Raw genomic sequence first — 13234 nt, 5'->3', positions numbered from 1 at the left:
AACTAAAATGTGGCGGAAGACTCAATTGAGATGCAAAATAAAGACAGTCTTTCATCATTCATTCATTTTGTTTAAAAAGAAAGGAGAAGCTATGATTCAATCCGTACTGCTCAGTTTTTTGGCAGGGGTTTCCGGCGCCAATGCGATTCCGCACTTCGTAAAAGGCATCACGAAGGAGCCTTTCCCGACCCCTTTCGGGCCATCGCCGGTGATTAATTTGGTTTCGGGGTGGTCGATGTTTGTCCTTAGCGGGTTTCTCGGATACGGGGCGCACATCGGGGCCAATCTTGTGCCGGCACTCGCTTCCATCGCTATAGGTGTTTTGTTGATGGGACTTTTCCACGCTTGGATCGGCGCTTTTGGAAAGAAAGCTTGAGAGAAGGAGCTCGGGACTTACGGAAAAGTGAAACAATTCGGCTGGCTCCGGCACCGCGCTCAGAAGCGGTGCGGCGCTGGTTTTAGACAGTGAAGATGATGCACGAAGAGCGAGGAAGAAGGCCGGGAATATTTTCTCTCAAGAGATTCCCGGCCCTTATTGTGGGAAAGAATGGTCTATTGCTCGGCTACGGTATAAATTTTAAAAGTAACGCCGAATTTGTCGGGGGATCGCCCGGGTCCGTACTTGAGGTTCTCTCGTTAATTGCCTCGGATTTGACGCCACATGGTCGTCATATCGATCCAACCGCGATGTTCGGCAATTTTGCCGTCCACTATGCGATATTGACGGTACAGTGTGACATCCATGGAATGCCCCGTGGGCGCGCTGCCAAAAAACATGCCGGTATGCGTGCCTTTCACCGTCATTCTTACAATGACTTTCTCGCCTTCGGCTATGATCTCTTCAACGGAGTAACGTTTGTCGGGGAAAGCTTCCAGGATTTTGCCGGCAAATTGTTTCAGCCCTTCTTTCGAGCCATAGCTGAGCTCCTGATAGTCGGACGATAAAAAACGATCGGTACAATCCATATCGCTTTGATTCCAAAAAGCTTCGATAAACGCGTTGACGGTTTCCATATTTTTTTGTTCCAGCGTTGTCATCATATATATCTCCTTCGTTTGAATTTTGTTTGATGATTAGCGGTCTTGGAGCTGGGGCAGCAGCGTGCCGGTATCGAACCATCCGCGATGCTCGACAATGCGGCCGTCGACGACGCGGAACTCACGGAAATGGGCGATCTTGACGGTTTTGACTGTAGGCGCGATTTCCGCAAACGTACCTTTATGCGTACCCGTGATCAAGATTCTGGCTACGACTTTCTCGCCTTGGGCCAGCATTTCGTCTATGACGTAGTGCCGATCCGTGAACGCTTCTCTCATTTTTTCGGCAAAAAACTGATCTGTTCGGTCCAATTCATTTCGATTCCAAGCGTCCTCGATAAACGCAGCTACCGTTGCTTTATTGTTCTGTTCGATCGATTTCATGGCAAAACCTCTCCTTTGTCGGTAATTAGGCCATAGATGCCGCCGCGGTATCCTTGGCCGTCGTAAGCATTCGGGTCAAATCGAGGAACTTCTCGACTGCACTTTCGACTCTCCCGCGCATCCCTTCATCCGCTGGACGACCTTCCGAGTCGAAACTGTTGGATCCCATTCCGATGGAAATCCACTCGGGGCTATTCACCCCATGCAAATTGCGCACAATGCTTTGCAGCTGGAGCAGCGAGCTTATCCCCATCGGACCGCCCGCGGAGCTTACGGAAAGCACCGGCTTCCCCGCCACCTGACTTGCATTCATGTAATCCATGGCGTTTTTCAGCACACCCGAAACGGAACCATGGTACTCCGGAGTTGCAAAGATCAAACCGTCCGCGGCTGCTGCCGCTTCTAACAAACGCTGCGCGTTAGGGGGATACTCCTGGTTATCCGGTGAAAAGAGCGGTAAAGGAAGTTCCCGTAAGTCAACGAACGTGACCGAGAGATGTCGGGTTTGCAGAAGAGTCTCGATATATCGAAGAAGGTGCGTACTCGCCGCTCCTTGGCGGTTGCTTCCAGCGATCAATGTAATGTTCATATAAAAAATCACCTTTCATTCTCATTTTGGATGGTTGTGAATGGGCGGGCCGTTGTCGCCGGCTGACAAACAGACCTGTTTGTGATAATATGTGACTATAACGTCACCTTTATAATATGTTACTATTTAGTAACGTGTCAAGGGGCAAATTGCAAAAAGACATTTTTGCTGTGCAAAGGAGGTGTTCCGATTGGAAAATGAAATATTCAAAGCACTGGCTGATCCTAGCCGTCGCACGCTGTTGGACCTGCTCAATGCGTCCGATGGGCGAACGCTGAACGATCTTTGCGCGCCGCTGCAAATGTCCAGATTCGGTGTCATGAAACATCTCAATATTTTGGAGGAAGCGGGGCTGATTACCACCAGAAAAGTCGGCAGGGAAAAGCTGCATTATCTGAATGCCGTGCCGATACGTCAAATTTACGACCGATGGGTAAGCAAGTACGCCGAACCGTGGGCAATTGAATTAACATCTCTTAAAAACGAATTGGAGCGTGGAACGAATATGGATAATAAACCTCGGCATGTCAACCGCATTGCCATTAAAGCGACACCCGATCAAGTATGGCAGGCGATCACGGATCCGGCCAAAACATCAAAGTTTTGGTTCAATTGCTCGATCCGATCCGACTGGGAGGAGGGGGCGCCTTTCGAACTATGGGATCAGCAAGGGGAGAAAAAAGCCGAAGGCGTCATTCTCACCCTGAATCCTCCGCATCAATTGGTGATGAGTTGGAGGTTACTCTCTTTCCCGGACGCAGCCGGCGAATCACCATCACGGATTACGTGGGAAATCGCTTCGCATAACGAATTCCCGGGCGTGACGCTCGTCACGGCCGTGCATGATGAATTTGAGCAGGCTGCCCATACGGCGAAAATTCTTGAAAACGGTTTGCCGATCGTCCTTTCCGGGATGAAAACATTTCTTGAAACGGGGTCAACGCTTGCCGGGAATTAATGCGGTGATAGGCTGAGCCTGAGCGGTTACGCTGCAAAAGTCCCCGGTTGAAACCTTGCCGTTCGTGGCAACACTCGCGAGCGGTATCACCACTTAGAAAAGGAGATGGCGCGTTTATGCACCATCTCCTTTGTTTCAGGTTACAGACATCAATAAGCTTTCTTGAAGCGCGCGTTCCCACCAGGGGATCCCTTTTGTTGTTCGATTCTCGTCGATACGGAATATGTCCAGATGATCCGGGCTGGTTAGTCTGAGCTTGGCCTGGTATTCCCTTTTTAACAATAAATCATTGCCGTCGCCATAATGGAAAATAATCAGCTTCTTCCCATCCACGGCCAATGCTCGGAAGAGCCCGTTAATATGCCCGTCATCGCCGCTGAATGAATAGCCGATAATGCAGACGATATCGGATTGTTTGAACTTATCGTAAAGCTCTACATATTTTCGTGACATGGTGATTGAGGTTAAAGGCTTCACGCCGCTTTGCGTAAACATAAAAGGTACAAGAAGATGCTCGCCGTTTTCCCATGGTTCATTCGGGTTTGCAATCGTGATGTTATTGCAGTACGGATCATAAAATTCATCCACGCTGCCGTTCAGATGGTAAACCGGAACCGACGGAATCAAGCGGGATGCAAGCACTTGCTCCACATAACTGTTATAATTCGTCGTTCCTATGGCCATGATGGCGGCCTGCTGCGATAAAGGTTCCAAATCATGATAATAGCCGGGGCCATCGGCAAGTTTGTCCATGTCCATGTCGTTCCGGGTGCTGATATATCTTCTGACCGTGTGGAGGAAAATACTGATTCTTGTAAACTTGGCCCAGTGAGCCCTGGGGTTGTACAGGTATCGGAAATGACTGTCGATTAAGGCTTGGTAATCCATCGCTTTTGAATATAGATCTTCAAGAACGATTCGACCTACTTCGATCATGATTTCCGTAAGCGAACTCTGTGAAGAAACCGGAATCGGCTTCTCCTCAAGTACAATCTCCATGCCGGTTTGACCGACGGTGCGATAGTCCAGACTGAATATACCGGATAGATCATCAAAGACCGACAATTTCTCGGGAGCCGATTCGAACAGTTCTTCATTCAGTGTAGAAATCAGCCGTTGCCCGCAAGAGCCGATTAGCAATTCAAGAATGGCTCGAACGGTTCGCTGCAGCTTCCTGCTTTCCTGCGTCTCCAGTATTTTTAGCATGGCGGAGAAGAAGTCGGATTCGAACAGCCGCACGCTCTCGGCCAATCGATTGTTGAGCTTTACCGCTTGTCCGTAGGAGATGTCTCCGATATCGAATCCCATCTCCTCTTTATATTTCATTCTTACTTCTTCTTCGCTTAACGACCAATACCTTAAAAGCTTATGTACATGTTCATCAAAGTTCTCCAGGTACGTTAAAATTTCTTCGCGCCGATACTCCAAACTCGATGTAACGATTCCTTCGAAGTCGCCTTTTCCAAAAACATGGATTCGCTTTTTCAAATAGTTGTTCGGCAGCCATTTTGTAGCATAATGGGAAGTATTGTTGATTTTCTCGAGCTGCTTTCGAAATTCGGCTTTGTCCTCCTCCACGGGTGTTCTGAACAGATCCAGCGCAAACTTTCCTCCAGAGGGCAGCCCGTAACCGATCTCGGTGCCAGCTCCGAAAAACAATGCGATTTTTGCCCTTGCCATTGCAACGCACCCCCGGCCATAAAATCGAAAGACGACCACAATTCCATTATAGTATGAATATGGAAATAGAAGAAGATGCCGGAGGGATCATCCTCGATTGGCAAGAATCGACGGCTATTTATTTGTCGGATAAAGAGTTGTAGACCTGGTCGAGATATGCGATCGCAACTTGCTCGGCTTCTTTTTTATGCATGATATTCGGATCATTTGCCCGGAAGCGTTGATATATTCGAATGGTTGACTTCAGGGCGTTGTAACAACTATGGGCATCGTGAGCGGGTACGGTTGCCTCAAGTTCTGCAATCATGTTCGGGACGTGCTGTTCGAGCATCCTTACTCCTCGGGGAAGCTGACCGTTGACGGCCGCAATTAGCGGACCCAGTACGGTACTGCGAACAAAAGTAAGATGATCGATCAATTCGAACAGTTCGCCTCTCCCCAGCTTGGCGGCGCCGTAATGGACCCAGACCCAGAATCGGTCCTCGATCCATTGAGGATCAGGGGAAGGGTGAAGGGGGGACGTTTTCCGAAGAATAGTGCTGATCTCCAGGCCCCTCTCCCAAAGAACGAGAGGATTCTCGATTCGTTCCTCGAGCTCCTCGGGCGTGACGAATTTGAAATCGACATGCAGCGGGGCCGGGCCGTATAAGCAGATGACGAGCCGCGGCTCTCCGACATGTTCGCCGGTGAACGCGGCCAGCAAGCCTCCCAGTTGTTCCGCCAAGGTCAGGCGGTCATGCATGATCTCATTCCGATAAGCAGGCTGATACACGAGAATAAGATCCAGATCGCTAAATTCATCCATGGTACCTGTCATCATCGATCCGCCTCCAAGGAGACCGGTAAACCGGTTATCCCGGATGAGCCACTCTTTTACTTGTTCAATAAACGATTCAGCGATCGGCAGCAGCATGGGGTCACACCTCTATGTTTATAAAGTCAGAAGCTTTTGTTATAACCCATAAAATGGGAATTACACCATCGTATCATCGTCAAATAGGTTATGTCAATATATATTTATTGCAATACAGGATAAAGGGCATACGAAAAATGGATGCAAATTGTGCTGGATATTTACTGTAACTTGCTATAAAATGGATTTAATAAATGAAACTAAATTTCATCCAATGAAACTTCGGGGAGAGGGGTTTGATATGTCATTCCGCTATACCGGTATTGACCACGTTCAATTGGCCGCACCTGAAGGCTGCGAATCGGAGGCGAGAACGTTTTATGCCGGCGTCTTGGGCTGGAGCGAAATACCGAAGCCCGAAAAGCTGCGAAGCCGCGGCGGCGTATGGTTTTTGTGCGGCGCGCATCAAGTGCATATTGGCGTACAAAATGACTTTGTCCCTGCAACCAAGGCGCACCCGGCATTTCATGTGCACAATGTCGACGCGCTTCGCAGTAGTTTGCTGGATAAAGGGATGAAAGTAACGGATGACGATGTTCGTGCAGACGAAGGCGTGAAACGGTTTTATTTGAACGATCCCTTCGGGAATCGGTTGGAGTTTCTTGAATGGCTGTAGCCGGCATGATATGCCTATTTCCTTGAAGGAGCGTGGACGTGAATGAACAACAAAGAACGGTTTTCGAACCGGGTCGATTCGTATGTGAAATATCGCCCGAGCTATCCGCAAGAAGCGATCGATTATTTGTACGATGTAGTAGGATTGCAGCGGGGTAGCGAAGTGGCCGATATCGGAGCGGGAACGGGGATTTTCTCGAAGCTGCTTCTGGAGCGGGGAAGCCGCGTGATTGCTGTTGAACCGAATCCGGAGATGCGGGAAGCGGCGGAGAACGTTTTGGGAGAAAACCCGAACTTCCGCGCTGTCGCGGGGTCGGCCGAGGTGACCGGGCTGCCGGACCGGTCCATACATTTTATCGTTTGCGCGCAGGCATTTCACTGGTTCGACCGTACCGCAGCGCAAGCGGAGTTCAAGCGAATCGTAAAGCCGGGCGGGAAGGTCGTCCTGCTATGGAATTCCCGGCTTACGCACGGCACCCCCTTTCGGGAAGCGTATGATCGATTGCTTCAAACTTTCGGTACCGACTACAAAGAAGTGAATCACAAGAACATTTCGCCGGACATTCTGGCCACCTTTTTCAAGCCTGGGACGATGCAAGAGGCGCGGTTCACCATACAGCAAGCTTTCGATTTTGAAGGGTTGAGAGGGCGGCTGCTTTCGTCTTCCTACAGTCCGGCTCCCGGACATCCGAATCATGAACCGATGATAAACGAATTGCGGCTAATCTTTGATCGCAGCAAACAGGACGGCAAAGTGTTTTTCGACTATGAAACCGAAGTATTCTGGGGCGAGATTTAGCAAAAGACAAGCCATTCTGCTCAGGATGGCTTGGTTCAATCCTCTTATTTTTGCCGATACGGTGCAGAGCGGCGGCCGGATGTTGCGGCGGCGGGGAACGGTTCAAAAGCGCCAATCCGCGCCGCTTTTTTCAATGGTCAGGCAATTGATTCCTCGCGGCAATTCGGTTATACTCGAGAAACTATTGATTCATCACTAAATGATTTGAAGGAAGTGAACGTCATGGCCAGGGATGAAGCGGCATCGGTGAACCGCAAAGCCGAAATCGTATCGGCGGCAATTGAAGTATTTGCAGAAATCGGCTATTTCCGTGCGACGACGGCGCAAGTAGCGGAACGGGCGAGCATATCGCAGCCGTATATTTTTCGTTTTTTTGCAACAAAGGAAGCATTACTGCTTACGGCACTTGAGGTTTCATGGGCGAGAATCGTCCAATCGTTCCGACAAGTCGTGCAATCGGCAGCGCCCGAGCGCTTGGAACATGCTTTAATTGAAGCGTACGAGCAAATTTTGGCATCCCATCGGCATGAGACGCTTCTCCAGATGCAGGCGCAGACGATTCAGGAAGAGGCTATCCGGGAGGCAATGCGCAGCGGATTCCGGGAAGTACGTCAAATCGTGCTTGGGGCTTTTTGTGAAGCGGGCATCCCGAATCCGGAAGAGCGGACGCTACTATTCCTGGCAAGAGGGATGCTGTGCAATATTTCAGCGGCATTGGAGCTGCCGGAATTAATGGAGGGGTGAACGGTGCGGCGCAACAAGCCGTGAAAATTAGTTATTGACCAATCAATAACAATTTATTATATTGTAATAAAGTTAGTGATTGATCAATAACTAAACAAATGGAAGGTTGATGAAAATGAAAAAAGCGATTGTGATCGGTGCAACAGGCGGTACGGGGGCGGTCGTTACGACCGAATTGATCAGCCGGGGCATACCTACAATTGCGTTCGGGCGTTCCCGCCAAAAGCTGGAACAGCTAGCGGCGCAGCTAGGCCATCCAGACCACCTGTCCCTGGCTGTCGGCGACGCTTTCCGGTCGAACGACGTGGCGGCCGCGTCGGAAGGGGCGGATGTTTTGTTCCACTGCGCTAATGTGCCGTATAACGAAATGGCAAGCAAGCTGATCCCGTTGGGTGAAGCGGTGATGGAGGCCGCTCACCGGCTTAGCTTGAAGGTTGTCGCGGTGGACGGCATTTACCCGTACGGAAGAAAACAGACGGATCCGGTGACCGAGGAGCATCCCAAGCAGCCGCACACCAAGAAAGGCAAGACCCGGCTTGCTTTCGAGCAGATGATCTTCAGCCGGAGGTGGAGCGACGCTCAAGCCATGATCGTTCGTCTGCCCGATTATTACGGGCCAACGGCCAATCAAGCATCTTACTTGGGATCGACACTGGAGGCGATTGCCGCCGGGAAAATGGCGTTTTTCATCGGCAACATGAATGTGCCGCGCGAATACGTATACTTGCCGGATGCGGCGGCAATGATCGTAGAGCTTGCAAGCCATGATCACGCATACGGGGAAAATTGGCATATTCCGGGTTCAGGCACGATCTCGGGACGGGATATTGTTCGCATCGCCCGGCAGACAAGCGGATCCACAAAGCCGGTCATTCCGCTTGGGAGAATGGGGCTATCTTTGCTCGGGATGTTCGTGCCGGTTATGAAGGAGGTCGTCGAGATGCTGTATTTGACGGAAGAACCGCTTACATTAAGCGGGGACAAATATAAGCGTCGCATCGGTCCGATTCCGGCGACCCCATTCACAGAGGGGATCACGGCAACCATTCACGAATGGCAGAAACGCAGCTAACGGGATTTTTAGCGACTAGTTAACGAGTTGAGTGCGTAAAGCGCCTCGAAGGCGATCCTAATGACGGCCGCCGATCCTCAGCTGACGGGCTAATCCGGTAATAGTTCTGTTCCCCGTGAAACACTCCCTGCAGTAACCTCTCCGGACTGGAGAAAGCGGAAGGGAATGGAAGAGAGGATCGATTGACAATTTTTAACGTATTTTCTGGGTGTTTTTGCCGCTATTGGCAGAAACACTTTTATATTTTACGCGCTTGCATAGTTTTCAACAATTCCGATTAAATTAACAGCAATATATGTTAAGTGAGCTCAATTTCAGTATGGTATCGTTAATTTGGAAACGCAAACAAGCTTGTTCTTTTCGCCTTTTCACGAAGGGGGTGTCCTCTTGATCGTCCATACTCCCACCAATCTTGCTCTCCGGCAGTTGGGGATTTATGTCCGGGCCGACGCGGATGACTGGCAGTACAGTTGGCCGGTCCACACGCATGAAGGGCTCGAAATTTATTATTTTATACGCGGGAATGCGAACTACATCATTGGCGAAAATATTTACGACTTGTCTCCGGGCGACATGCTTCTTTTTCGTGGAAGCACGATTCATCGGGTCAATCCGTCCAAAGACGTTCCTTATATCCGCAGCTATGTAAATTTCACGCCGTCCTTTTTACGGGAGCAGATGTCCGGCGATATGTTCGAAAAGCTGATGTCCATGTTCGAATCGCCCGACGGGATGTTAATTCACTGGACGCTGGAAGAACGCGAGGAAATGGAAACGTATTTCCGGTCGATCCATCGCGAAAATGAACGGGAATCGTTCGCTTACGAACTGATTCTAAAGACGTTTCTGATTCAAATGCTTATCGCCATATATCGAAAGTCCAAACGTTTGCATGAAATTGCTCCTTCTCAGCAGCAATCGAACAGTCAGGCGAACGTTCGCCGCATTTTGCAATATATCAATCAGCATTATACGGAAAACTTTTCGCTGATGGAGCTGTCGAAGGAACTTCACTTGAGCAAATATTATATTTGCCATTGCTTTAAAGAAGTAACCGGATATACGATCAACAACTATTTGACCAGCAAACGGATCGAGGAAGCGAAGAAGATGCTTCGCACAACGGACGAGCCGGTCGGACTCATATCCGAAAAGCTCGGGTTCAATACCGCGGTGCACTTTAGCCGCTCATTTAAGAAGTACTCCGGGATGTCGCCGCAGCAGTACCGCAAACAAGGCGTCGGACCGTAATGCTTACTTGTTAGCAGCAACATTTTAAGAAAAGGGGCAGAGAGAATGAAAAAAGCTACGAAAATGGTATCGATCGCCATGGTGCTCGTTTTAATGGCGCTCATGTCTATCGCTTGCGCGAAGAATGACACGGGGACGGGCGCAGCGGGCGGCCAAAAAAACGTAACGCTGGACTTCGTCTGGTTCTCGGACGGAAATGAAGGCGATATCATGAAGGGCATTATTAAAGAGTACGAAGCGAAAAATACGAACGTTAAGATTAATATGATCGAAGTGCCTTACAAAGATTTGTCCACGAAGCTGAAGACGATGATTTCCGGCGGCAAGCCGCCGGCGCTGGCACGGATTAGCACGACGGAGCTTGGATCGTTCGCTAATCAAGCGGTAGACCTCGGTACAAGCAACGGCGGCGTGGAGAAATATACGGCGCAATTTATCGATTCCCTGAAGCCATATTACGTCATTAACAATAAAGCCGTTGCCGCCCCGATGGACGTTACGGCCAACGGACTCATTTACAACAAAACGCTGTTCGACAAAGCGGGCGTGAAAGTGCCGGCATCGCCTGACGCCGTATGGACGTGGGACGAGTTTTCCGCGGCCATGAAGCAGGTTATGGAAAAAGGCGGGGCCAAATACGGGCTCGTATGGGATTTAACGCCGCACCGCTGGTCGACGCTTCTGTACCAGTTCGGCGGCAGAATGATTAGCCCGGACGGAACGAAGGCGGCGATCAATAACGAAGCGGGCGTACAGGCAGCCGAATACTTTAAAAAGCTGCATAACGACGGCATTATCCCGACGTCCGTATGGCTTGGCGGGGAAAACCCGAACAACTTGTTCCGTACAGGCACGGTAGCCGCGCATTTCGCAGGAAACTGGATGATCAGCAACTATAAAGATGTTACGAACTTCGAATGGGGCGTAACGTATATGCCGAAAGCCAAGGAGCGTTCCTCGGTACCGGGCGGTAAATTCGCCATGGCGTTCCAAAAAACCGGCGTTGAAAAAGAAGCGACCGATTTCATCAACTACATTACGACCAAAGAAGTGAACTCGAAATACAACCAGGAAGCGTTGTTCTTAAGCCCGCGCAAAGACAGCGCGAAGCTCGACTACGCGTTCGGCAAAGAAATGATGGAAGTGTTCTCGAACGAGCTGAACAACACGGTCCCTGCCGCGGCCGAGGACTGGTCCAAACAAACGATCGTGCCGAAATTCAGCAACGATTTGAAGACGACGCTGACGGAAATCATTTCAGGCAAAACGACAGCGAAGGACGGCATGGATAAAGTCGCCAAAGTGATCGACAAAGCAATTGCCGACGAAAAGAAATAAAATATTTGATGGGCTGCTGTCGGACCAAGCCGGCAGCGGTCGGTATTTAACGGACATTTCCTGCAGGAAAGGAGAGTACTCGATGTCTGCGCAAGCTCCAGCATCCAAGGCGATAAAGAAGCGGCGGGACAATAAGATGGGCGCCATTCCATACTTTTTTGTTCTGCCCAACTTTTTGATTTTCTCCATTTTCATTGTCGTCCCTACCATTATCGGTTTCATCTATTCGTTTAACGAATACGACGGGCTGAATCCGATGGAATTCATCGGATTGGACAACTACAAAGAAATATTGGCAAACGGAGAATTTTGGTCCGCGCTCGGGAAAACCGCGCTATACGCGCTGATTGTCGTCCCGTCCATTTATTGCTTGTCCCTTGCCGTGGCCATGATGCTCATTCAGCAAATCCGGGCCAAAGGGCTGTTCCGCGCCGTCTTTTATTGGCCGACGATGATTTCCTACATCATTGTAGGTTTGACGTGGAAATGGATTTTCGGCGACTTCGGGGTGCTCAACTATGTGATGACGCTCTTTGGCGTCGAGCCGATTCATTTCTTGTCCAATTCGTTGTTTGCCAACGTATCGGTCATTATCGCCACCGTATGGTCGCGTCTCGGTTTTTTCATGGTTATTTTCATGGCGGGCCTGCAAGCGATACCAAACGATTACTACGAAGCGGCAAGATTGGACGGAGCTTCCAAGCTGCGCGTGTTCTGGAATATTACACTGCCGCTGCTTAAGCCGACTACAGTGCTTGTCGTGATGTTGTCGCTGATCGATGCGTTTAAGGCTTACCCGCTGCTGTTTGCCCTGACGGGCGGAGGACCGGGGAAAGAAACGACCTATATCGTGCAGTTTATATACGAAACCGGCTTTGTGAAGCAAGAGCTCGGCATGGCCAGCGCGATGTCCATCTTGTTGTTTATTCTGATCTCGCTGTTCACCGCGGTGCAATTCAGATTATCGAAGGGAGGCGCCAATTAACATGGAATTGAAATCTTCCGCAAAAGTCACATTGTATATTGTGCTGATCGTCTTGGCCGCGCTGTGGTTGTTTCCTGTTCTTTGGATCGTCATCTCTTCGTTCAAGACGAACAACGATTTGTACAGCTTCCCGCCGCGGTTTTGGCCTGAGCCGATCACGTTCGAACATTTTACCGATGCTTTCGCCAAGGGCAACTTCGGCCGCTATTTCATGAACAGCGCCATCGTGACGATCAGCTCGACGATTTTGCTGCTCGTGATCAACTCTATGGCCGGGTTCGCGCTCGCCAAATATAGATTCAAGGGCGACACGCTGCTGCTTGTCGGCTTCATCTCCACCTTGATGATCCCGCTCGAGGTCATCATGATCCCGATCTTTAAGGTGCTCAGCACCCTGGGCATGTATAACACGCTATGGGCGCTGATCATTCCACCGGCGGCTACGCCGACAGGGGTGTTCCTGATCCGGCAATATTTGCTCACCGTGCCGGATGAGCTGCTCGAAGCGGCCCGGATGGACGGGGCATCTGAGTGGCGCATTTATTCGCAACTCATATTGCCGATGTGTAAACCGATCTTGGCGGTGCTCGCCATCTTCTCGTTCATGTGGCGCTGGGACGATTTCCTGTGGCCGCTGATCGGGATTAGCGATCCGTCCTTATATACGATTCAGCTTGCGTTGTCCAATTTTATCGGGGAATACAATGTGGACTGGGGCAGCTTGCTGGCCATGTCCGTCATTACGATGATTCCGGTGCTTGTCGTGTTCTTAATATTCCAGCGTCAATTCGTCAGCGGCATGGTGACGTCCGGAATGAAATAATTGAATGAACCATTCCCTTCAATCACAGTGACCGGATTTGTCTCT

At 50.1% G+C, this 13234-nt stretch carries 15 protein-coding genes; 10 read left to right on the top strand and 5 right to left on the bottom strand.

The annotated features are described in order from the left end of the window. Positions 1-91: 91 nt before the first annotated feature. Complete coding sequence (locus ACFQI7_RS32090) at positions 92-376, top strand: hypothetical protein (protein ID WP_218101852.1); 285 nt, start codon at positions 92-94, stop codon at positions 374-376. A 260-nt stretch (positions 377-636) separates the two neighbouring features. Here the strand turns inward: ACFQI7_RS32090 and ACFQI7_RS32085 are convergent, their stop codons facing one another. Genes ACFQI7_RS32085 through ACFQI7_RS32075 form a run of 3 tightly spaced genes read right to left on the bottom strand, consistent with a single transcriptional unit; the run spans position 637 to position 2011 of the window. After that, entirely contained in the window at positions 637-1038 is a 402-nt protein-coding gene (locus ACFQI7_RS32085; protein WP_218101918.1) for an ester cyclase, read from the bottom strand. Between the two features lie 36 nt (positions 1039-1074). After that, the gene (locus tag ACFQI7_RS32080) at positions 1075-1422 is read right to left on the bottom strand and encodes an ester cyclase (RefSeq protein WP_218101851.1); all 348 of its coding nucleotides are present in this window, start codon (positions 1420-1422) and stop codon (positions 1075-1077) included. Between the two features lie 25 nt (positions 1423-1447). Next, positions 1448-2011, bottom strand: coding sequence for an NADPH-dependent FMN reductase (locus ACFQI7_RS32075; RefSeq protein WP_218101850.1), 564 nt, complete (start codon positions 2009-2011; stop codon positions 1448-1450). Between the two features lie 190 nt (positions 2012-2201). Between ACFQI7_RS32075 and ACFQI7_RS32070 the strand changes: the two genes are divergently transcribed. Continuing rightward, on the top strand, positions 2202-2969 hold the full coding sequence (locus tag ACFQI7_RS32070) for an ArsR/SmtB family transcription factor (RefSeq protein WP_218101849.1): 768 nt from the start codon (positions 2202-2204) through the stop codon (positions 2967-2969). Between the two features lie 135 nt (positions 2970-3104). Here ACFQI7_RS32070 and ACFQI7_RS32065 read toward each other — a convergent pair whose 3' ends face one another. Together ACFQI7_RS32065 and ACFQI7_RS32060 are read right to left on the bottom strand one after the other, a co-directional pair. Beyond that, on the bottom strand, positions 3105-4649 hold the full coding sequence (locus ACFQI7_RS32065) for a hypothetical protein (RefSeq protein ID WP_218101848.1): 1545 nt from the start codon (positions 4647-4649) through the stop codon (positions 3105-3107). A 118-nt stretch (positions 4650-4767) separates the two neighbouring features. Next, on the bottom strand, positions 4768-5562 hold the full coding sequence (locus ACFQI7_RS32060; RefSeq protein ID WP_218101847.1) for an oxalate:formate antiporter: 795 nt from the start codon (positions 5560-5562) through the stop codon (positions 4768-4770). A gap of 241 nt (positions 5563-5803) precedes the next feature. On the opposite strand from ACFQI7_RS32060, the gene ACFQI7_RS32055 reads away from it, so the two are divergent. From ACFQI7_RS32055 to ACFQI7_RS32020, 8 genes are all read left to right on the top strand, one after another. Next, positions 5804-6178: a VOC family protein gene (locus ACFQI7_RS32055; RefSeq protein ID WP_218101846.1), complete on the top strand. Its 375-nt coding sequence runs from the start codon at positions 5804-5806 to the stop codon at positions 6176-6178. Positions 6179-6220: 42 nt separating this feature from the next. Further along, complete coding sequence (locus ACFQI7_RS32050) at positions 6221-6976, top strand: class I SAM-dependent methyltransferase (protein WP_218101845.1); 756 nt, start codon at positions 6221-6223, stop codon at positions 6974-6976. 222 nt (positions 6977-7198) lie between these two features. After that, a complete protein-coding gene (locus ACFQI7_RS32045; protein ID WP_218101844.1) occupies positions 7199-7720 on the top strand; it encodes a TetR/AcrR family transcriptional regulator in 522 nt (173 codons plus the stop codon). A gap of 115 nt (positions 7721-7835) precedes the next feature. Continuing rightward, the gene (locus tag ACFQI7_RS32040) at positions 7836-8792 is read left to right on the top strand and encodes an NAD-dependent epimerase/dehydratase family protein (protein ID WP_218101843.1); all 957 of its coding nucleotides are present in this window, start codon (positions 7836-7838) and stop codon (positions 8790-8792) included. 387 nt (positions 8793-9179) lie between these two features. Further along, a complete protein-coding gene (locus tag ACFQI7_RS32035) occupies positions 9180-10043 on the top strand; it encodes an AraC family transcriptional regulator (protein WP_218101842.1) in 864 nt (287 codons plus the stop codon). Positions 10044-10088: 45 nt separating this feature from the next. Beyond that, positions 10089-11381, top strand: coding sequence for an ABC transporter substrate-binding protein (locus tag ACFQI7_RS32030; protein WP_218101841.1), 1293 nt, complete (start codon positions 10089-10091; stop codon positions 11379-11381). 82 nt (positions 11382-11463) lie between these two features. Continuing rightward, positions 11464-12366 carry a carbohydrate ABC transporter permease gene (locus ACFQI7_RS32025; protein WP_218101840.1) on the top strand — a complete coding sequence of 301 codons (903 nt, stop codon included), beginning with the start codon at positions 11464-11466 and terminating at the stop codon, positions 12364-12366. A gap of 1 nt (position 12367) precedes the next feature. Then, complete coding sequence (locus ACFQI7_RS32020; RefSeq protein ID WP_218101839.1) at positions 12368-13189, top strand: carbohydrate ABC transporter permease; 822 nt, start codon at positions 12368-12370, stop codon at positions 13187-13189. The last annotated feature ends 45 nt before the right edge of the window (positions 13190-13234 follow it).

Source organism: Paenibacillus allorhizosphaerae, assembly GCF_042659105.1.
GTDB classification, from domain to species: Bacteria; Bacillota; Bacilli; order Paenibacillales; family NBRC-103111; genus Paenibacillus_G; species Paenibacillus_G allorhizosphaerae.
Note: the sequence above shows the minus strand (reverse complement) of the source record. Positions and strands in the feature narration are given on the sequence as shown.